Annotated in this window: 22 protein-coding genes; 13 read left to right on the top strand and 9 right to left on the bottom strand. The window is 68.5% G+C overall.

Annotated elements, in window-relative coordinates; translation table 11 throughout:
- Positions 1 to 43 precede the first annotated feature (43 nt).
- Positions 44 to 1,363: a YibE/F family protein gene (locus tag ABD116_RS28590; RefSeq protein WP_343976943.1), complete on the bottom strand. Its 1,320-nt coding sequence runs from the start codon at positions 1,361 to 1,363 to the stop codon at positions 44 to 46.
- 52 nt (positions 1,364 to 1,415) lie between these two features.
- Here ABD116_RS28590 and ABD116_RS28585 point away from each other — a divergent pair, with 52 nt between their 5' ends.
- The 6 genes from ABD116_RS28585 to ABD116_RS28560 all read left to right on the top strand — a co-directional run bounded on the left by ABD116_RS28585 (position 1,416) and on the right by ABD116_RS28560 (position 6,193).
- Entirely contained in the window at positions 1,416 to 2,384 is a 969-nt protein-coding gene (locus ABD116_RS28585; protein WP_343976940.1) for a metal ABC transporter substrate-binding protein, read from the top strand.
- Positions 2,381 to 3,136 (top strand): metal ABC transporter ATP-binding protein, encoded by a 756-nt coding sequence (locus tag ABD116_RS28580; protein WP_343976938.1) that lies wholly within the window; start codon positions 2,381 to 2,383, stop codon positions 3,134 to 3,136. Before ABD116_RS28585 ends, ABD116_RS28580 begins: the two co-directional genes overlap by 4 nt.
- Positions 3,133 to 4,137: a metal ABC transporter permease gene (locus ABD116_RS28575; RefSeq protein ID WP_343976935.1), complete on the top strand. Its 1,005-nt coding sequence runs from the start codon at positions 3,133 to 3,135 to the stop codon at positions 4,135 to 4,137. Before ABD116_RS28580 ends, ABD116_RS28575 begins: the two co-directional genes overlap by 4 nt.
- 69 nt (positions 4,138 to 4,206) lie before the next feature.
- On the top strand, positions 4,207 to 4,602 hold the full coding sequence (locus tag ABD116_RS28570) for a Fur family transcriptional regulator (RefSeq protein WP_343976932.1): 396 nt from the start codon (positions 4,207 to 4,209) through the stop codon (positions 4,600 to 4,602).
- Between the two features lie 46 nt (positions 4,603 to 4,648).
- Positions 4,649 to 5,137 carry a MerR family transcriptional regulator gene (locus ABD116_RS28565; RefSeq protein ID WP_343976929.1) on the top strand — a complete coding sequence of 163 codons (489 nt, stop codon included), beginning with the start codon at positions 4,649 to 4,651 and terminating at the stop codon, positions 5,135 to 5,137.
- Between the two features lie 75 nt (positions 5,138 to 5,212).
- On the top strand, positions 5,213 to 6,193 hold the full coding sequence (locus tag ABD116_RS28560) for an aldo/keto reductase (RefSeq protein WP_343976926.1): 981 nt from the start codon (positions 5,213 to 5,215) through the stop codon (positions 6,191 to 6,193).
- Between the two features lie 534 nt (positions 6,194 to 6,727).
- Here ABD116_RS28560 and ABD116_RS28555 read toward each other — a convergent pair.
- Positions 6,728 to 7,333 carry an MBL fold metallo-hydrolase gene (locus ABD116_RS28555; RefSeq protein WP_343976923.1) on the bottom strand — a complete coding sequence of 202 codons (606 nt, stop codon included), beginning with the start codon at positions 7,331 to 7,333 and terminating at the stop codon, positions 6,728 to 6,730.
- Positions 7,333 to 8,427 carry an S-(hydroxymethyl)mycothiol dehydrogenase gene (locus ABD116_RS28550; RefSeq protein ID WP_343976920.1) on the bottom strand — a complete coding sequence of 365 codons (1,095 nt, stop codon included), beginning with the start codon at positions 8,425 to 8,427 and terminating at the stop codon, positions 7,333 to 7,335. The genes ABD116_RS28555 and ABD116_RS28550 overlap by 1 nt, the downstream gene beginning before the upstream one ends.
- 128 nt (positions 8,428 to 8,555) lie before the next feature.
- Between ABD116_RS28550 and ABD116_RS28545 the strand changes: the two genes are divergently transcribed.
- From ABD116_RS28545 to ABD116_RS28530, 4 genes are all read left to right on the top strand, one after another.
- The gene (locus ABD116_RS28545) at positions 8,556 to 9,452 is read left to right on the top strand and encodes an ABC transporter ATP-binding protein (RefSeq protein ID WP_343976917.1); all 897 of its coding nucleotides are present in this window, start codon (positions 8,556 to 8,558) and stop codon (positions 9,450 to 9,452) included.
- Positions 9,452 to 10,285: an ABC transporter permease gene (locus ABD116_RS28540; protein ID WP_343976914.1), complete on the top strand. Its 834-nt coding sequence runs from the start codon at positions 9,452 to 9,454 to the stop codon at positions 10,283 to 10,285. Before ABD116_RS28545 ends, ABD116_RS28540 begins: the two co-directional genes overlap by 1 nt.
- A gap of 110 nt (positions 10,286 to 10,395) precedes the next feature.
- Positions 10,396 to 11,613: a histidine kinase gene (locus tag ABD116_RS28535; protein WP_343976911.1), complete on the top strand. Its 1,218-nt coding sequence runs from the start codon at positions 10,396 to 10,398 to the stop codon at positions 11,611 to 11,613.
- Entirely contained in the window at positions 11,613 to 12,257 is a 645-nt protein-coding gene (locus ABD116_RS28530; protein WP_343976908.1) for a response regulator, read from the top strand. The genes ABD116_RS28535 and ABD116_RS28530 overlap by 1 nt, the downstream gene beginning before the upstream one ends.
- A gap of 8 nt (positions 12,258 to 12,265) precedes the next feature.
- Here the strand turns inward: ABD116_RS28530 and ABD116_RS28525 are convergent, their stop codons facing one another.
- The 3 genes from ABD116_RS28525 to ABD116_RS28515 form a co-directional block, all read right to left on the bottom strand.
- Positions 12,266 to 13,150, bottom strand: coding sequence for a hypothetical protein (locus ABD116_RS28525; protein ID WP_343976905.1), 885 nt, complete (start codon positions 13,148 to 13,150; stop codon positions 12,266 to 12,268).
- The gene (locus ABD116_RS28520) at positions 13,147 to 13,383 is read right to left on the bottom strand and encodes a hypothetical protein (RefSeq protein ID WP_343976903.1); all 237 of its coding nucleotides are present in this window, start codon (positions 13,381 to 13,383) and stop codon (positions 13,147 to 13,149) included. The genes ABD116_RS28525 and ABD116_RS28520 overlap by 4 nt, the downstream gene beginning before the upstream one ends.
- A gap of 97 nt (positions 13,384 to 13,480) precedes the next feature.
- A complete protein-coding gene (locus ABD116_RS28515) occupies positions 13,481 to 14,242 on the bottom strand; it encodes an isoprenyl transferase (protein WP_343976901.1) in 762 nt (253 codons plus the stop codon).
- A gap of 441 nt (positions 14,243 to 14,683) precedes the next feature.
- Between ABD116_RS28515 and ABD116_RS28510 the strand changes: the two genes are divergently transcribed.
- Complete coding sequence (locus ABD116_RS28510; protein ID WP_343976899.1) at positions 14,684 to 15,037, top strand: hypothetical protein; 354 nt, start codon at positions 14,684 to 14,686, stop codon at positions 15,035 to 15,037.
- An 806-nt stretch (positions 15,038 to 15,843) separates the two neighbouring features.
- Positions 15,844 to 16,014, top strand: coding sequence for a hypothetical protein (locus tag ABD116_RS28505; protein ID WP_343976896.1), 171 nt, complete (start codon positions 15,844 to 15,846; stop codon positions 16,012 to 16,014).
- A gap of 262 nt (positions 16,015 to 16,276) precedes the next feature.
- Here ABD116_RS28505 and ABD116_RS28500 read toward each other — a convergent pair whose 3' ends face one another.
- From ABD116_RS28500 to ABD116_RS28490, 3 genes are read right to left on the bottom strand one after another with little or no spacing between them, the layout of a single operon-like run.
- Positions 16,277 to 17,398 carry a PhzF family phenazine biosynthesis protein gene (locus ABD116_RS28500; RefSeq protein WP_343976894.1) on the bottom strand — a complete coding sequence of 374 codons (1,122 nt, stop codon included), beginning with the start codon at positions 17,396 to 17,398 and terminating at the stop codon, positions 16,277 to 16,279.
- The gene (locus ABD116_RS28495; RefSeq protein ID WP_343976891.1) at positions 17,395 to 17,697 is read right to left on the bottom strand and encodes a hypothetical protein; all 303 of its coding nucleotides are present in this window, start codon (positions 17,695 to 17,697) and stop codon (positions 17,395 to 17,397) included. The genes ABD116_RS28500 and ABD116_RS28495 overlap by 4 nt, the downstream gene beginning before the upstream one ends.
- Before the next feature lie 9 nt (positions 17,698 to 17,706).
- Positions 17,707 to 18,000 (bottom strand): DUF1330 domain-containing protein, encoded by a 294-nt coding sequence (locus ABD116_RS28490; RefSeq protein ID WP_343976888.1) that lies wholly within the window; start codon positions 17,998 to 18,000, stop codon positions 17,707 to 17,709.
- A 125-nt stretch (positions 18,001 to 18,125) separates the two neighbouring features.
- On the opposite strand from ABD116_RS28490, the gene ABD116_RS28485 reads away from it, so the two are divergent.
- A complete protein-coding gene (locus tag ABD116_RS28485) occupies positions 18,126 to 19,028 on the top strand; it encodes a LysR family transcriptional regulator (RefSeq protein ID WP_343976885.1) in 903 nt (300 codons plus the stop codon).
- Positions 19,029 to 19,188: the final 160 nt, after the last annotated feature.

Raw genomic sequence — 19,188 nt, 5'->3', positions numbered from 1 at the left:
GCCTGCCGGGGACTTTGTTGGGTCAACCGCCTAATTCCCGGAATTACCCGGATACCGCAGATTCTCCTGCCCCGGCAACGGACTCGGGCACGCCGACGAGGTCGCGCGACCGATCGGCGACAGCCATTGCGGCCAGTGCCGTCGTCAACGGGACGGCAGCGATGATTCCGAGGCTGCCGACCAGACCTCGGACGACTTCCACGGCGACGATCTCGGTGCTGAGGAGGTACCCCGTGGATACCCCGCCGATCGCGAACACCATCAGGATAGGCAGCGCAGCGCCGGCGTACGCGAGCACCAGCGTGTTCACCACCGAGGCGACGTGTGCCCGGCCGATCCGCAGCCCCGCCCCGATCAGCGAGGCCCGGCCGGCCGCCGGGTTGGCCGCCGACAACTCCCAGACAGCACTCGCCTGGGTGACCGTCACGTCATCGAGCACCCCGAGGGAGCCGATCACGATCCCCGCGACCAGCAGACCGGTGAGATCGAGCCCCGGTACGTACGCCTTGACCGCCGACGCCCCTTCACTGGCCAGCCCGGAGAACGCGCTCACCTTGACGAAACCCCAGCCGAGCAAGGCGGTCAGCCCCAGCGACGCGATCGTCCCCGCCAGCGCCACCGACGACTGGGCGTTGATCCCGTGCGTCAGATACAGCGCGATCACCATGATCACCGAGCCGCCGACCACCGCCACCAGCAGTGGATTCGAGCCCTTCAGGATGGCCGGCAGGATGAACTGCGTCAGCGTCAGCGCCGTGATGCCCAGCGCCCCCAGCGCCGCGACTCCCCGCCAGCGCGACAGCGCGATCACCGCGATCGCGAAGATGACCGCCAGCCAGATCAACGGGACCGACCGGTCGTGGTCGACGTACTGGTACCGATCGGCGATCGCCGCGCCCTTCTGGACCCCGAGGATGATCCGGTCGCCGACCTTGATCTCGACGGCGGCGTTCTTGCCCTTGGGGACCTCGACCGGCACCTCCAGCCCTTTGTCCGCGCCCGGCGCGGACCGCAGCTTGACCGTCGCCTCGTCACAGTCGGCGGGAGTCTCGGGACAGGCCTTGAGCGCCGTGACCGTGCCGCTCGCCCCGGTCTGCTCAGCCGCCGCGATCTTCAGATCACCGCCAGGCCAGAGCACGATCATGGCGATCACGGCGGCCGCGATCAGCGGGATCAGCACCCCCGCGACCACTATCCGGACACGTCGGGCCACCACCGCATCCGAGTCGACGACCGACGTGTCGATCACCTCGGAGCCGTGCCCATGACCGTGCCCGTGCCCGTGACCGCGCGGAATTTCGAGCCGGCGCCCGCGGTTCGGCTTGGTGTCGGCGCGCCGCCGTCCTACGGTCCGCTTGGCCATTCGTCAACTCCCTGTTTTGACAACCATCCCCACTTAAATGAAAATGATTGTCATGAGATCTAGTACGCGTGCTGTCGTCGCCGGGCTCGCCGCCCTGGCAGTGGTAACTCTGGCAGGCTGCGGCGACGACGCCGCGGGCGGATCCGACGGCAAGCTCGACGTGGTCGCTTCGTTCTACCCGCTGGAGTTCATCGCCCGCTCGGTGGGGGGCGACGCGGTGAACGTGACCACCCTGACCGCGCCCGGCGTCGAGCCACACGACCTCGAGCTGACCCCGAAGCAGGTCGGCACGATCGCCGGCGCCAAGCTGGTCGTCTACGAAGGCGGGCTGCAACCGGCCGTCGATGAGGCCGTCGCGCAGAACGCGAAGAGCGCCGGCTTCGACGTCGCGCCCGCCGCCAAGCTCGAGGCCACCGGCGCCGACTTCGAGGAGCACCCCGAGGGCGAGGCGGCCGGTACCCCGAGCAGCACCGTGAAGCCCGCCGCGTACACGTCGGAGGGTCTCGACCCGCACTTCTGGCTCGATCCGGTCCGGTACGAGGCCGTCGTACAGGCCGTGACGGACAAGCTGGTCGCGACCGACCCCGACCACGCGGACGGCTACAAGCAGCGTGCCGCGACCCTGCTCGGCGAGGTCGGCAAGCTCGACACGGAGTACAAGGCCGGCCTGGCCGACTGCAAACTGAAAACTTTCGTGACGAGCCATGAGGCGTTCGCCTACCTGGCGAAGCGGTACGGTCTGACGATGGTCGGCATCGCCGGATTCACCCCCGACGCCGAGCCGACCCCGACGCGGATCAAGGAGGTCCAGGAGATCGTGCAGAAGCAGCAGGTCACCACGATCTTCTACGAGGAGCTCGTCAGCCCGAAGGTGGCCGAGTCGATCGCCCGCGACGTCCACGTCAAGACCGCGGTCCTGAGCCCGATCGAGGGCCTGTCGGACGCGAACTCCCAGGAGACCTACCTCTCGCTGATGCGCGAGAATCTGCAGGAGCTCCGGAAGGCGAACAGCTGCGCGTGACACCTCCATCAACCTCTGATGCCGTCCAGGTCGCCGATCTCTCGGTCGACCTGGGCGGTCGTCTCGTCCTGCGCGGTATCGACCTGCGGATCCGGGCCGGCGAGGTCGTCGCGGTGCTCGGCACCAACGGCTCCGGCAAGTCCACGCTGATCAAGACGGTCGTCGGCCTGCTGCCCGCGGCGCGCGGCGAGGTCCGGCTCTTCGGTACGCCGGTACCGCGCTTCCGCCACTGGAATCGCATCGGCTACGTCCCGCAACGGATCACCGCGGCGGGCGGCGTACCGGCCACTGTCGCCGAGGTGGTGTCGTCCGGGCTGCTCTCCAAGCGGCGGCTGTTCCGCCCGTTGAAGGCGGCTGACCGAGCCGCCATCGACGAAGCGCTGGAGATCGTGGACATGGCCGATCGACGCAAGGACGGCGTCGCCGAGCTGTCCGGCGGCCAGCAGCAGCGGGTGCTGATCGCCCGCGCGCTGGTGTCGGATCCCGACCTGCTGATCCTCGACGAGCCGACCGCCGGCGTCGACCTGGCCAGCCAAGCCATCTTCGCCGACGCGATCCGGGAGCGGGTCGCCCGCGGTACGACGGTGGTGATGGTCAGCCACGACCTCGGCCCGATGGACGCGCTGATCGACCGTTCCATCGTCCTGCGCCGCGGCCGGATCGTGTACGACGGTCCCCCGCACGCCTCGCAGACGCACGCTCATGTCCACCCGCACGGGTCCATCGACGACGAGCCGGGGTGGCTGTCATGACGTTGTTCGAGCTCGAGTTCATGCAGCGGGCGCTGATCGCCGGGCTGCTCACCGGGTTGTCGGCGCCGGCGATCGGCACCTATCTGGTCCAGCGGCGCCTGTCGTTGATGGGCGACGGGATCGGGCACATCGCGATCACCGGTGTGGCGCTGGGGCTCTTGACCGGGACTGCGCCGGTGCTTACCGCAGTACTGGTCGCTATAGCCGGCGCTACTGCGATTGAGCTTGTCCGGGCGCGCGGCAAGGCCAGTGGGGACGTGGCGCTCGCGCTGTTGTTCTACGGCGGCATAGCGGGTGGTGTGCTGCTCATAGGCCTGGCAGGGCAGGGCGCTGCGACTCTGAACACCTACTTGTTCGGCTCGCTCACCACTGTCTCCCCCTCCGACCTGTACGTCGTAGTCGGGCTGGCCGTGACGGTACTGGTCATCGCGATCGGCCTTGGCCCGCAACTGTTCGCCGTGTGCCAGGACGAGGAGTTTGCTCGCGTCACCGGTCTCCGGGTCCAGTTGCTCAACCTCCTGATCGCCGTGATGGCTGCGGTGACTGTGACCGTCGCCATGCGGACTGTGGGGCTGTTGCTGGTCAGTGCGCTGATGGTCGTGCCGGTTGCTACCGCACAGCAGTTCACGCGGTCCTTCCGCAGTACGTTCATCACCGCCTGCGCGATCGGCGTCGCCGCCTGTCTGGCCGGCATCATCACGTCGTACAACGCCAATGTCGCTCCCGGCGCCACGATCGTCGTACTGGCCCTGGGCGGCTTCGTCGTCGCCGCGATCGCCGGCACCTTGGTACGCCGTCGCCGTGGCGTCCTCGCTCCCCTCGCGGACGAAGAGCCCGAGGGCGGCCTACCCGCCCCGGAGCCGCACGTCGTGAGCACCGCCCACCAGCACGCCCACGACCCGAAGTGCGGCCACCCCAAGATCGAACACGGCGACCACGTCGACTACGTGCACGACGGCCACCTCCATGCAGCACACGGCGACCACTGGGATGAGCACTAAGTTGCTGACTTCTGAGAGAATTGGCGGGTTACCGGCGAAAACCACGGTGACGAGATGACAGGAGGAACGGTGGCCATCGGAACACGCTCGACCCGTCAGCGCGCGGCGGTCGCTTCCGCGCTCGACAATCTCGACGACTTCCGGACGGCCCAGGAGATCCACCAGGAGCTCCGGGGCGCGGGTGAGGCCGTCGGCCTGACCACCGTCTACCGGACCCTCCAGGCCCTCGCCGACTCGCGTGAGGTCGACGTACTGCGCACCGCCGACGGCGAAACGGCGTACCGGCGCTGTTCCAAGGGTCATCACCACCACCTGGTCTGCCGCAACTGCGGCCGCACCGTCGAGGTCGAGGGCCCGGCCGTCGAGCGCTGGGCCGACAAGGTCGCCGCCGAACACGGCTACGCCGACGTCAGCCACACCCTCGAAATCTTCGGCACCTGCTCGGACTGCCAACAGCCGTCCTGATCCCAGGCTTGCGTTAGAGCGCGCTCTAACCCGTAGGTTCGTAGTCATGAACACAACGGGTGTCCTCAGCTCCTCCGATCGTCTGCATGCGCTCGCCGAGCACTACGACGCGCCGGAGCCGTCGCCGATGGATCACGAGCTGCTGCAGTTGCTCGAGCTCCCGGCCGGGCTGCCGGACGTCTTGACGATCGCCGAGGCCGCCGCCGCGACCGGGCTCACCGCTCACACCCTCAGGTACTACGAACGCGTCGGCCTGATCGTCGCGGGGCGAGACGAGGCGGGCTATCGGCAGTACGACCAGCAGGCGCTCGCCCGGGTCGTGTTCATCACCCGGCTCCGGCTGTCGGACATGCCGATCAGCACGATCAGCCACTACATGGACCTGGTGCTCCAGGGCGACTCGACCGCCCCGCAACGGCTCGCGCTGATGCAGGAGCACCGGGCCACGATCCAGCGCCGGCTGCGCGAACTGCAGGCGGCCCTCGCGGTCACCGACTACAAGATCGCCACCTACGGCGGCGACTGCACTCCCTAACCCCGCTCTGCCCTTGACCGACGCGCTGAGGCAGCCGTCGGGTGGCGGAGCCATGCCTTCTCACAGGAGAACACCATGATTCTCGGTACCAACGGACCTGACGTCAGCCGGCTCGGACTCGGCTGCATGGGGATGAGCTTCGGCTACGGACCCGGCGACGACACCGAGTCGATCGCCACCGTCCAGCGCGCCCTCGACCTGGGCATCACGTTCCTCGACACAGCGGACATCTACGCCGCCGGCGAGAACGAACAGCTCGTCGGCAAGGCGATCGCCGGCCGGCGGGACGAGGTGGTGCTCGCCAGCAAGTTCGGCATCGTGATGGACCCGGCGACGTACAAGGTGATCCGGCTGGACAGCTCACCCGCGTACGTCAGGTCCGCGCTCGACGCCTCGCTGGGGCGGCTCGGCGTGGACCATCTCGACCTGTACTACCAGCACCGCGCCGATCCGTCGGTACCGATCGAGGAGACGGTCGGTGCGCTGGCGGAGCTGGTGCAGGCGGGCAAGATCAAGCACATCGGGCTGTCCGAGGCGTCGGCCGACACCATCCGGCGGGCGCATGCGGTGCACCCGATCGCCGCGGTGCAGTCGGAGTGGTCGCTGTTCAGCCGAGACATCGAGGCCGAGGTGCTGCCGGTCTGTCGCGAACTCGGGATCGGCATCGTCGCGTACAGCCCACTCGGCCGCGGCATGCTCACGGGCAAGATCGCCGGCCAGCAAGACCTCGCGGACAACGACTTCCGCAAGACCCTCCCCCGCTTCGACGCCGAAAACCTCGACGCCAACCTCGCCCTGGTCGAACACATCCGCGCGATCGCCGCCCACCACGACGCAACCCCCGGCCAGGTGGCCCTCGCCTGGCTCCTTGCCCAAGGCAACGACATCGCCCCGATCCCCGGCACCAAACGCCGCACGTACCTGGAGGAGAACGCCGGCGCCCTCGCAGTCGACCTCACCCCCGAGGACGTCGCGTCACTCTCGAAGCTCACTCCAGTCGGCACCCGCTACCCGGACATGGACTGGGTAGCAGGGAACACCGCGACCCGAAGCTGACCCCGCCCCCGCCCCTCCCCGCGGGCGGGACCGGGGTGGGACCGGGGCGGGCCGGGGGTGGGCCGGGGGTGGGCCGGGGGGGTGGGCCGGGGGCGAAGGGTGCCCGGTCGCCAAGGCGAGCCGGTAGTCGCGCCCAGGCGAGGTGCCCGACCCCCAGCCCATCAATGGGCGCAAACCTCCCGGATCGGAGGCCTACTCCCGCGGGACCCCGGGGCCCTGCGCGACCGATTGATGGCGTGGCGGTCGCCGGCCTGGACCGCCGGGCTGGACCGCCAGGCTGGGCAGCCAGGCTGGGCCGGCGAGCCCGGCCGGGTGAGCGGGCCGACCCCCAGCCCATCAATGGGCGCAAACCTCCCGGATCGGAGGCCTACTCCTGCGGGACCCCGAGGCGTGAGCGGCCGATTGATGGCGTGGGGGTCGGAGGGTTCGGCGCCGGGCTCGGCCGGGCGAGCGGCCGAGCCCGCGGGCGAGCGGGCGGGACGGCGGGCGAGCGGGAGGGACGGCCGGGCGGGCGGGACGGCCGGGCGGGGCGGGTCAGCTGATGTTGTCGGTTTCGGCGATGATCGTGGTGGTGTCGCCGTGGCCGGTGTGGACGGTGGTGTCGGGCGGGAGGGTGAGGAGGTTGGTGCGGATGGAAGCCAGGATGGTGGGTTTGTCGGAGTAGGAGCGGCCGGTGGCGCCGGGGCCGCCGTGGAAGAGGGTGTCGCCGGTGAAGACGGCGTTGAGGGCTTCGGCGTACAGGCTGGTGCTTCCGGGGCTGTGGCCTGGGGTGTGGATCGCGCGGAGCGTCGTACCGGCTACTTCGAAGGTGGTGCCGTCGGCCAGGTCGTGGTCGGGTGCGACGTCGTAGACGGTGTCCCAGAGCATGCGGTCGGCGGGGTTGAGCCAGATGGGCGCCTTGACCGCGTCGCGGAAGTCCACAGCAGCGTTGATGTGGTCGTTGTGGCCGTGGGTGCAGACCAGGGCGACCACGCGGCGGTCGCCGACCGCCTCGACGATCGCGGCGGCCGAGTGGGCGGCGTCGATGACGAGTACTTCCTCGTCGTCGCCCACCAGCCAGACGTTGTTGTCGACGTCCCAGGTGCCGCCGTCGAGGCTGAACGTGCCGGACGTGATGACGCGTTCGATCCGGGCCGGCATCAGAACAGCACCACCGATCGCAGGACGTCGCCGTGGTGCATCTTCTCGAACGCCGCCTCGACCTCGTCCAGCGCGATCGTCTCGGACACGAACCGGTCCAGCGGCAACCGCCCCTGCAGGTGCAGGTCGATCAGCAACGGGAAGTCGCGCGACGGCAGGCAGTCGCCGTACCAGCTCGACTTGAGCGACCCACCCCGCCCGAAGAAGTCCAGCAACGGCATGTCGAGCGTCATCTCAGGCGTCGGTACGCCGACCAGCACCACGGTCCCGGCGAGATCGCGCGCGTAGAAAGCCTGCTTCCATGTCTCCGGCCGACCGACCGCGTCGATCACCACATCCGCGCCGAACCCACCGGTCAACGACTGCACCGCCTCGACGACCCCGTCGTGATCCAGCCCCTTCGAGTTGACCGTGTGCGTCGCGCCAAGCTCCAACGCGACGTCGAGCTTCCGCTGGTCGATGTCGACCGCGATCACCCGGGCAGCCCCGGCCAGACGCGCGCCGACGACTGCCGCAGTACCGACGCCGCCGCACCCGATCACCGCAACCGTGTCGCCACGACCCACGTTGCCGGTGTTCACCGCGGCACCAAGGCCGGCCATCACGCCACAACCGAGCAACCCGGCCACCTCAGGCTTCGCCGCCGGGTCGACCTTCGTGCACTGCCCCGCCGCGACCAGCGTCTTCTCGGCGAACGCGCCGATGCCCAGCGCCGGCGACAGCTCGGTCCCGTCGGCCAGGGTCATCTTCTGCTTCGCGTTGTGCGTGTTGAAGCAGTACCACGGGCGCCCGCGCAGGCAGGCGCGACAGTTGCCGCAGACGGCGCGCCAGTTCAGGACGACGAAGTCACCAGGCTCCACGTCCGTCACCCCCTCGCCGACCGACTCGACGATTCCCGCGGCCTCATGGCCCAAGAGGAAAGGAAAAGAATCGTTGATGCCGCCCTCGCGGTAGTGCAGGTCGGTATGGCAGACGCCGCACGCCTGGACCTTCACGACGGCCTCGCCCGGGCCGGGGTCGGGAATGGTGATCTCTTCGATGGTCACTGGTGCGCCCTTGCTCAGGGCGACGACTCCACGCACGGTCTGACTCATGCCCAGACGCTAACCCGAAAAAGTCCCGTAGGCATCCCGTACTACGGGTGTCTGTCCACCGGTCGGGGGACAGCCGGTCCGTCGTCCGATGCTCCTGCGGGACCCCCTCCGGACGCGAGGCTTGAGCCATGACAGAGACAGACTTCGCAGTACGGGTCCGCGGGCTCGTGAAGCGCTACCCGGACAAGGTCGCCGTCGGTGGCGTCGACCTCGACATCCACCGCGGCGAGGTGTTCGCGCTGCTCGGTCCCAACGGCGCCGGCAAGACCACGACCACCGAGGTACTCGAGGGGTACCGCCAGGCGGACGAGGGCGAGATCAGCGTGCTGGGCACCGATCCCGCCCACGCCGACCGCGCCTGGCGGAGCCGGATCGGGATCGTGCTGCAGACCTCGCGCGACGAGGCCGAGTCGACCGTCTCCGAGCTGGTCCGGCACTACGCCTCCTATTACCCCAACCCGCGCGACCCCGACGAGGTCATCGCCGCGGTCGGGCTCGAGGACAAGCGCAAGACCCGCCCGCGCAAGCTGTCCGGCGGTCAGCGCCGCCGGCTCGACGTGGCGCTCGGCGTGATCGGCAACCCGGAGCTGCTGTTCCTGGACGAGCCGACCACCGGGTTCGACCCCGAGGCCCGCCGTCAGTTCTGGACCCTGATCGAGAACCTCCGCACCGGCGGTACCACGATCCTGCTCACCACCCACTACCTGGACGAGGCCGAGCACCTGGCCGACCGGGTCGGCGTGATCGCGGACGGCCGGATGATCGAGGTCGGTACGCCGGAAACGCTCGGCGGCCGTGGCGCCCGGACCGCGAGGGTCTCCTGGTCCGACGCGGACGGCCCGCACGAGTTGCGCACCGACCAGCCGACGGCGGAGGTCGCAGCGCTGATGGCGCGCTTCGGGGGCGAAGTACCGGAGCTCGAAGTACGGCGCCCGAGCCTGGAAGACATCTATCTGGACCTGATCGGCAAGGCCTCCGCTACCGCCGCTGCCGACGTCGAAGCGATCGAAGCAGGAGCACTCTGATGGCCGCCACCTCGCACAACACCACCGACAAGCCGTTGCCGTCGACGATGGCGATCGGTGTCGCCCGGACCAAGCTCGAGGTCCGCGAGTTCTTCCGGGAGCGGGAGGCGCTGATCTTCACCTTCTTCTTCCCGATCATCTTCCTGGCCATCTTCTCGGCCGTCTTCGGTGACACCGATTTCGGCCAGGGCGTCAACGCCGCCACCTACTTCACGCCCGGGATGATCGCGTCCGGCATCTTCCTGAGCAGCTTCCAGTCGCTCGCGATCAGCATCGCGCTGGAGCGCGACGAAGGCCTGCTCAAGCGGCTGCGCGGTACGCCGATGCCGCCCCAGTCCTACTTCATCGGCAAGATCGGCCAGGTGCTGATCACCTCGGTCGCGCAGATCGCCTTGCTGCTGGCCATCTCCGGGCTGCTGCTCGGCGTCGACCTGCCGACCGACCCGTCCGACTGGATCAACTTCGCCTGGATCTTCGTGCTCGGTACCGCGTCGGGGTCGGTACTGGGGATCGCGTTCAGCGTCGTACCGAAGTCCGGCAAGGCGGCCTCCGCCGTCGTCACGCCCGTGGTCCTGCTGCTGCAGTTCATGTCCGGGGTGTACTTCGTCTACAGCAGCCTGCCGGCCTGGATGCGCGGCGTCGCCTCGGTCTTCCCGCTGAAGTGGCTCGCCTCGGGCATGCGGTCGGTGTTCCTGCCCGACGACTTCGTCCAGACCGAGCCGGGGCAGTCCTGGCACCTCGGCATCGGCGCGATCGTGCTGGCCGTCTGGCTGGTGGCCGGGCTGATCGTCGCCCAGCGGGTGTTCCGCTGGACCCGGCGAGACGCCGGCTGATGTTCGGCACCCTGGACTCTGCGCCGATGCCTTCCCCGCCTCATCACCCCGGTCAGGCCACCGGAGGCGCGCTGAGCGACCTCCGGTGGGTCTGGAGGAAGATGGTGCGCATGGAGCTCACGCAGACCAAGGTGGACCAGCCGATCTGGGTGCGCACCCTGATCGGCTGGCACATCGTCTTCTACGGGCTGCTCGGCGTCACCGCGATCGCCGCTCTCTTCGCCTCCGACCTGACCAGTCCACGGCGGATCGCCTTCCTGGCTCTGGTCGCAGTACTGGCCCTCTCCTACCGGCTGCTCGCGATGCCGGCGATGGTCTCGCGCAACCGGTGGCAGGCCCATCTGTACCGCGCGGTGATGATCGCCTGCGTCAGCGGGGCCGTGGCGCTCTTCCCGCCGTCGGTGTTCATCCTGTTCATCGTCTCACCGCAGATCTGGCTGCTGAGCGACCGGATGCACGACGCTGTACCGCTCAGCTTCCTGCTGCTGTTCGCGGTCGGCACGGCTCAGCTCTGGGCGGCCGGCTGGACCATGACCGCCTTCTGGGACATCTTGCCGTGGATGGTGATCAGCCTGGTGGTGAGCCTGCTGCTCGGCATCTGGATCGACAAGGTGATCACCCAGAGCCAGCAGCGCGCCGAGCTGATCGAGCAGTTGGAGGCCGCCCGGGACGAGCTTGCTGAAGCTCACCACACTGCGGGTGTGATGGCCGAGCGGGAGCGGATGGCTCGCGAGATTCATGACACGCTCGCGCAGGGGATGACGAGCATCGTGATGCTGTCGCAAACGGCCGCTGTCGAGCTCTCGCGTGGTGCGGTCGAGCCGGCGGCCGCGCGGTTGGCGGCGATCGAGGACACGGCCCGCGAGAATCTGGCTGAGGCCCGGGCTTTGGTGGCGGCCTTTACGCCGGTCGCGTTGAGTGGGGCGACGCTGGCCGAAGTACTGCAGCGGCAGGGTGAGCGGTTCGCGGCGGAGACCGGGGTCGACGTACAGGTTTCGCTGGACATGGCTGACGACGAGGTTGCTGCGTTGCCTCAGGGGCAGCAGGTGGTTTTGTTGCGGGCGGCTCAGGAGTCGCTGGCGAACGTACGGAAGCACGCTGGAGCCACTCGGGTGCGGATCCTGCTTGGGATGTCGGCTGATGGGGTGGCGATCGAGATCAGTGACGACGGGGCTGGGTTCTCGCCGTCGGCGGCCACGGGTGGGTATGGGTTGGCGGCGATGCGGGGGCGGGTCGAGGAGTCCGGCGGCACGGTGTCGGTCGACAGCGCGCCGGGGCGTGGTACGCGGGTGCAGGTACTCATCCCGGCGACGGGTCAGGAGGATTGATGACGGTACGGGTGCTGGTGGTGGACGACCATCCGGTGGTCCGGTCGGGCCTGATCGGGATGCTCGCGGTGACCGACGACATCGAGGTGGTCGGCGAGGCGGGTGATGGCGAGGAGGCGCTCGCGCTGGTCGAGTCCACCCGGCCGGACGTCGTACTGATGGACCTGCGGATGCCGCGCCGCGACGGGGTGTCGGCGACGGGCGCGATCGTGTCGGGCCATCCCGCGACCAAGGTGCTGGTGTTGACGACCTACGACACAGACACCGACATCCTGCACGCCGTCGAGGCCGGCGCCGCCGGTTACCTCCTGAAGGACACCCCGCATGCCGAACTCCTGGACGGAATCCGAGCGGCGTCCCGCGGCGAAACAGTCCTGGCGCCACCCGTAGCCGCCCGCCTGATGTCCCGCCTCCGTACGCCGGCCGCCCCCGCCGCCGTCCAGCCGTCCCCGCGCGAACTGGAAGTCCTGGCCGCCGTGGCCCGAGGCCTCAGCAACGCCGAAATCGGCCGAGAACTCTTCATCGGCGAGGCGACGGTCAAAACCCACCTACAACGCCTCTTCACCAAACTGGACGTAGACGACCGCACCCGAGCCGTCACCGTCGCCATCGAACGAGGCCTACTCCCGTCTCCCCGCCGCTGAATGCTGTCTCAGCGTTCCAGGGTTGGGTTTTGGGTGGGGCCGTTGAGGCGGCGGCTCAGGTCTGACTCGGAGGGGCCTCCGGGGGGACCTTGGTGTGAGGGTGGGGTCGGGTTGAGGCCGGCTCGGGTGGCGTTGGCGAGGTCGACGCTGCGTTGGGCTGCGTCTTCGGCGGCGGGGCGGGCGGCGGTGAGATCCTCGTTCGCGCCGTCCAGTCGTTGACGAGCCGACCGGAGGTTGCTGCCGAGCTCCGTGCGGGTCTGGTCGATCGTGTTGGAGATCCGGCCGTCGGTACCTACGCTCGGCGGCGAGTTGACCAGGCGATGGGCCGTCTCGCGGGCGGCCGTCAGTTGCGTCTTGGCGTTCTTGACTCCGGTACCGGCGGTGCCGATCGAGTTCTCCATCGTGCTGACGCGCTGCCGCAGGATCGCCGTCTGCTTGAGCTGCTCGGCGGCCTGGGGCGTCGGCTCGCCGTGCTCATCCCGCTCGACGGGCAACTGCTCCAGCTCGTCGAGAAAACCTTTGCCATGCGTGAGCGCCCGCGAACTCCGATCGAGGTCGTCCCCGATCTCGTCGAGCCGGCCGATGTCGCGCTGAAGGCGCCCGTCGAGCTGATCGCTGGTCAGACCGGCGCTGTAGAGCGCCCTCCGGATGTCGTCGGTCGCGTTGTCCCGCGCGCCTGGCGTCTCGGCCCGCCGGCCGAGCATCTCGCCCTCGTACGCACGCTGCGCAGACACCCCAAGACTCCCCGCCTCCTCCAGCCTCGCCTCGAGCAATCGATCGAAGTCCGCCGTCGCCTGCCGCGCCGACATCATCGCCGACCGCGCCGCCACCAACGCCGACGCCGTCTGATCAGTAAGGCTCGCAGCCCGCTGCCGATCCTCCGCCACCGTCATCGCCAACCACCTTCCGCCTGACCGTTGTCGGCTGTCGCGCCGTTGCCGGCCGCAACGTTGCCCAGCCCGGTGTCAGCGCTGCTCGGCGGGTTGGCGGCGAGGGCGGCCAGGCGGTCGTCTTCGGCGAGGGCGTCGTCCAGTACGGAGCCGACGCCGCGGATCTCCGTCTGGGCACCCTGCAACTCCCGCGCCAGGGCCTGCTCCGGCGTCTCACCCGTCGGCTGCTCTTGCACGGTCCTCGGCTCCTTCTGCGACGACATCCATCGGTCGATTGGCGAGCCTAGACCCTCGACGGGCTCACCCGGCGTTACGTAGTACCGGCTGGTGTGGTCAGGCCTGCTCGACCTGGTTGGGGATCGCGCCGCCGTAGCGACGGTCGCGCTGGGCGTAGAGCTCGATCGCGCGCCACAGATCGCGACGATCGAAGTCCGGCCAGAGCGTGTCGAGGAAGACCATCTCGGCGTACGCGAGCTGCCACACCAAGAAGTTGGACGTCCGCTGCTCCCCCGACGACCGCACGAACAGGTCGACCGCGGGGATCTCCGGGTGGTACAGGTGCTTCGCGATCGTCTTCTCGGTGATCCGGTCCGGGTTGAGCTTGCCCGCGGCAACCTCCGCGGCGATCGACCGCATCGCGTCCGCGATCTCCGCCTGGCCGCCGTAGTTCACACAGAACTGCAGCGTGATCGTGTCGTTGTTCTTGGTCCGCTCCTGCGCGTACTCGAGCTCGTCGATCACGCTCTTCCACAACCGCGGCCGCCGCCCCGACCACACGACCCGCACGCCCATCGCATCCAGCTCATCACGCCGCCGATGGATCACATCGCGGTTGAACCCCATCAAGAACCGCACTTCATCAGGCGACCGGGCCCAGTTCTCCGTCGAGAAGGCGTACGCCGACAGGTACTTCACCCCGATCTCGATCCCACCCTTGATCACATCGAGCAGCGAAGCCTCGCCCGCCTTGTGCCCCTCGGTCCGCGGCAGATTCCGCGCCTTCGCCCACCGCCCGTTGCCATCCATCACGATCGCCACGTGATTAGGCACCAGTTCCTTGGGAATGACCGGCGGCCGAGCCCCCGAAGGATGCATCTCCGGAGCAACAACCTCCCCGCGCCGACCTTCCGATACCCGACCCCGACGACGACCAATAGGCGACATACCCAAATCCTCCCAAACCCCTCCCCCTGCAACTTCCTGCACCCCTGTGGACAACCCCACCCCCCGAACACCCTCCGTATGCAACCCTTGTACCGCCCGCAACCCACCCGATCGGAGCCCTCCCCAATGCCCCGCCGACCGCTTCTCCTAACCGTTGCCCTCTGCGCGCTCCCCCTAGCCGCCTGCAACAACTCCCCCGAAGCCGGTCAACCCAACACAACCCCCACCACCGCCCCAACCAGCACCCCCACTCCAAGCGGGCCAACCACACCCGCCTACACCCCGGAAGAACAGGCAGCCATCACCGCCGCCAAGGCTCGTTACACGGCTGCTCGCGCAGGTGTGGTCAAGGCAGCCGCCGATCCTCAGAAGGTGACCCGCGCTCAGCTCGAAGCCAGCGGGAGCAGCGGCCACTGGCTGGACGGAGCGATCGAGCAGATCGTCTTCCTTCGCGACCGCAGCCTTTACCAGACGGGTGAGGTAAAGATCGTCTCGTCCGTGGTGAAGTCCGTAGATGCGCTCGCCAGTCGGCCGACCGTGGTCTTGACCAATTGCGTCGACGGGTCGCCGGTGGTCATGCGCTACAAGGCAACCGGCAAGGCTGTGCCGGTCGTTTCAAACGACGGACTACGACACAAGGTCGATGCCTACCTATCCTTCGCCGCGTCGAAGACAGGGGCAAAGATGTGGTTCCTGACCGACGAGAAAGTCATCGGGAAATGCTGATCCCGAGGGCTCGCTTCGCAGCCTTCACCGTGTTGGCTGCAATCATCAGCGGCGTTTGCGCCATGCTGCCCGCCGCGGCGACCGCGCCGATCCCGCCCGGGTACGTCATGCAGTGTGACAAAACTACGCACATCTGCGTCCTTGTCGCGTCCTCCTCGATCCCCGTGACCGGCGGCAAGGATACGAAGACGGGCTCAAAAGGTCACCAGAAGCGAATCTGCCAGTTCAACGGCGGAGCGCAAGCCTGTACGGATCCCTTGCTCGGTAATTGGTCGAACAGTCAGCAGTGCTACCTGCAATCCATGGACCAGCCACCACTCTCCGACCCAGCGTGGGGCGGCCATACGGACGGTGCCATCTGGGCCTGTGTGCGGGAGCAGGGGTACAACCTGGGCAGGCATTTGGTTACCAAGTGGGTTTGGTTGCCTGGGCCGCCTGACACGGTGGTTACTGATCCGCTCACGTTGGCGTATGAGGCGATAGCCAAGATGCAGTTGGCGAAGCCTCAGGTGCGGTCTGCGCCGGGGGTTGGGGAGGTTGGGTTGGTGAATATGCCTGTGTGGTTGTGGGTGGAGAGGTCGGAGAGTACGTACGGGCCGATTACTCGGTTTGCTGAGGTGCCTGGGCTTCGGGTTACTGCGACGGGGGTTGTGAAGGCTATCGATTGGAAGATGGGGGATGGGAAGACGGTTCGGTGTGAGGGGGCCGGTACGCCGTACAGCAAGGCGAAAGGGATCAACGACTCGCCTGATTGTGGGTATCGGTATCGGAAGACTTCGCACTCGCAACCGAACTGTCAGTACCCGGTGAGTGCGACTGCTCAGTGGAGCATCACTTGGGAGAGCACGTTGGGTGATACCGGGCAGATCGACATGACCCAGCAGGCGACGACGCAACTGCGGATCGGCGAGGCGGTGCCGGTTCTGGTGGATCCGGGTGGCGGTCAGCCGACGGTCGAATCACCTGACAACTGCTGACTTCTGTCACCCGGGCGGCGCTCCCGTAGTACAGCATCTACTCGGCTGACCTCGCGCAGTACAAGCGACAGCCGAGCGTCCGCCGGTATGGGCGCCCGGAGCCGAGGTGTCAGTCCGCCTTGAGACGCCTGCGGGGATCGCAGTAGAGGGCGGTCTGGTTGGGCGTACCGCGCGGCCGCAGTCGCCGGCCGGGTGCTGCCGGATGTCGTCGTCGAATGAACCGCAATATCGCCATGGTCGGCGTCTCCGAGGGCGTCGTGCGTCAGGGGTGATGCAGGACTGTTCGGGCGATGGTTGCTTGGCCGCCTACGCGGACTGGGTGGTCCGGGTGGGTCGCGTCGATGGTGGCCGTGATGGTGGAGGGGTTACCGAGGTGCTCGCCCATGTCGACGATGAGGTGGCTCGTGTCGACGATGAGGTGGCTCGTGTCGACGATGAGGTGGCTCGTGTCGACGGTGAGGTGGCTCGTGTCGACGGTGAGGTGGCTCGTGTCGACGGTGAGGTGGCTCGTGTCGGGTCGCGTCAGGTGGTTCGTGCCGGGTCTCTTGGGGCGGGCCGTGTCGGATCGGGTCAGGTGGGTCGTGTCGGATCGGGTCAGGTGTGCGGCTAGGCAGGCTGTGCTGTTGGCGTTGGCGATGTCTTCGGGGACGCCGATTGATGGGGCGAACATCCGGGCGGCTGCGCGGCCGTGCCGGTCTGGGATGGAGTAGGCGTAGCAGCCGAGCAAGCCGTAGCGGTCGCAGGTGGCACGGAGCAGATCGAAGTCTGGGGAGAGGTTGGCCAGCGCTGCGCGCGATCGGACTGGTAGGAGAAGCCTCGGCCGCCCGTTCGAGGCCACGCAGGCGTTGCTGGCGACGACTTCGCTTGCCTGGCGGCGACCTCGGAGACGCCCTTCGCCGTCCAGGCCGAGACTGGTGGTGATCGCCTTCAGTTCGGATGCGTGGGCGGCGCGCAGGGTGATCGGGCCTGGGTCGAACCTCGCTGTCACGCTGCCTGGTTGAGGTGGCCGGTGGTCAGTACGGTGCGGTGTGTCGACGGAACTGTCGCGGGTTCGGATGGCCCAGCCTTCGAAGGTGCGGCTCTTCGTCGACAGCACGGCGTGGAAGGTGCTGCCGCCGTTGCGGATGGCGAGCAGCGCCAGGGCCGCGACGGTGCCGTGGCCGCAGGCGGGTAGTTCGCCTTCCGTGGTGAAGAACCGGAGCGAGTACGACGGACGGCCGCGCTCGACTCCGGTGGCACGGATGAAGACAGCGTGCGAAGTGCCCAGTTCAGCCGGAATGCGGCATCGCTCCTCGTCGGTGTACGACGCCTCGTCGAGAACAGCCGTCGGGCTCCCACCCCGGCCCTGCCGCTGACACGCATCGACAACCACCACCTCAGTCATCGCACCAGTCCGCTCGTCAGCAGCAGCATCGTCGGCGGCGGCGTCATCCGCCGCGTCGGCGGCGTCGGCGGCGGCGTCGTGGTCGGCGGCGTGGTCGTGGTCGGCGGCGGCATCGTCGGCATCGGCACCGCCGGCGTCGTCGGCATCGGCGTCAGCGTCGGCATCGGCATCGGCATCAGCGTCGGCGGCATCGGCATCGGCATCGGCATCGGCATCGGCATCGGCATCGGCATCGGCATCGGCATCGGCATCGGCATCGGCATCGGCAACGACAGCAGCGGCGTCGTCGGCGGCGGCACTGGCGGGGGTCAGGTGATGGCTTCGATGATGCGGAAGTCGCGTTGGAAGGCGGTGGGGAGGGTGAGCAGTGCCTGTTGGTAGGCCTCGGTTTCGTAGGCCGCGACGGCCTGTTCGAAGGTGTCGAATTCGACTAGGACTACGCGTTCCGTGATGCCGGACTCGTGGGCTACTACTCGGGCGCCGCGGGAGAGGGTGCGGCCGCCTGCGGCGCGGACAGCCGGGCCGGCTAGGTCGACGTAGGCAGTCAGCGCCTCCGGGTCGGGGATGGCGGGGTAGACGCTGACCCAGTAGCCCTTGGGCATGGAAACCTCCTGTGTTCGGCTGGACGGTCGTCCTCTCTGCAGGCTAGGGCTCGAGATGCGGCCGAGGGAAAGACCGGTTCGGACTAGACTCAGAACGGCTGGTTATCAATCGGCAGGGAGGGCACGTGGCGCCGGACACGGTGAGTCTGCGGTACTTCCTGGTGCTGGCGGAGGAGTTGAACTTCACCCGTGCGGCCGCCCGGATCGGGATCGCACAGCCCGCCCTCAGCGCCCGGATGCGCCGGCTGGAGTCGGAACTCGGTACGGCTCTGCTGGTTCGTACCACCCGTAGCGTCGTTCTGACCACGGCCGGTGTGGCTCTGGCGGAGTCCGCGCCACCCGCGCTGGCGGCTCTGGACCGGGCATGGGATACCGCCCGGAGCGCAGCGGCCGGTGAACTCGGCACGCTGCGCATCGGATACAGCCTCAGCACCGGGGCCGAGACGGCACCGGCTCTGGTGGACAGGCTCATACGCAGCAGCCCGGGGCTCGAGGTCAGCGCCGTCCCGATGGCGACACCTGAAATCTCCCCTGCGGTAGCCGACGGCCGGATCGATGCGGGGATCACCCGCGGTGAACAGCCGGGTCGTGGCGTACGGCGGGTCCTGCTGCGGCGTCAGCGCGTCGGGGTCCAATTGGCGCAGCATCATCCGCTGGCCGAACACCCGGAGATCGAGATCGCCGATGCGGCCGCTTATCCGCTGCGCCTCCCCGACCGTACGGCCAACCCCGTGATCCACGATCAGCTGTCCGCACTGTTCCGCGACGTCCGGCCGAGCCCCCGATTCCGCACGCCTGCGGTCTCTTTCGACATGTTTCAGCAAGACCTCCGCGACGGGCTCACCCTGGCCCCGGCCGGGGAAGCGGCGGTCACGGTACTAGCCGCCGGTCTCACGTGGCGACCGCTGCGGGGCGCACCCGCCTTGACGATCCACCTGGTCCTCCCACGCGTGCAGTCACCACTCCACCGCCGCATCCGTACGGTCGCCAAAGCCCTGGCCCACGAGCTCCACTGGCTGCCGGACTGACCGGCGGGCGCGCCGCCCGCAACGCAGCGCGGGGCGGGGCAACGCAGCACGGGGCGGAGCAAGCAGGCGGAGCAGCGCGGGGCGGGGCAGCCGCGGGGCGGAGCAGAGCGGGCAGGGCGGGCAGCGCGGCGCAGGGCGGGGCAGAGCGGGCAGCGCGGCG

It is taken from the genome of Kribbella koreensis (assembly GCF_039525325.1).
GTDB classification, from domain to species: Bacteria; Actinomycetota; Actinomycetes; order Propionibacteriales; family Kribbellaceae; genus Kribbella; species Kribbella koreensis.
This window is presented reverse-complemented; position numbering and strand designations above follow the sequence as displayed.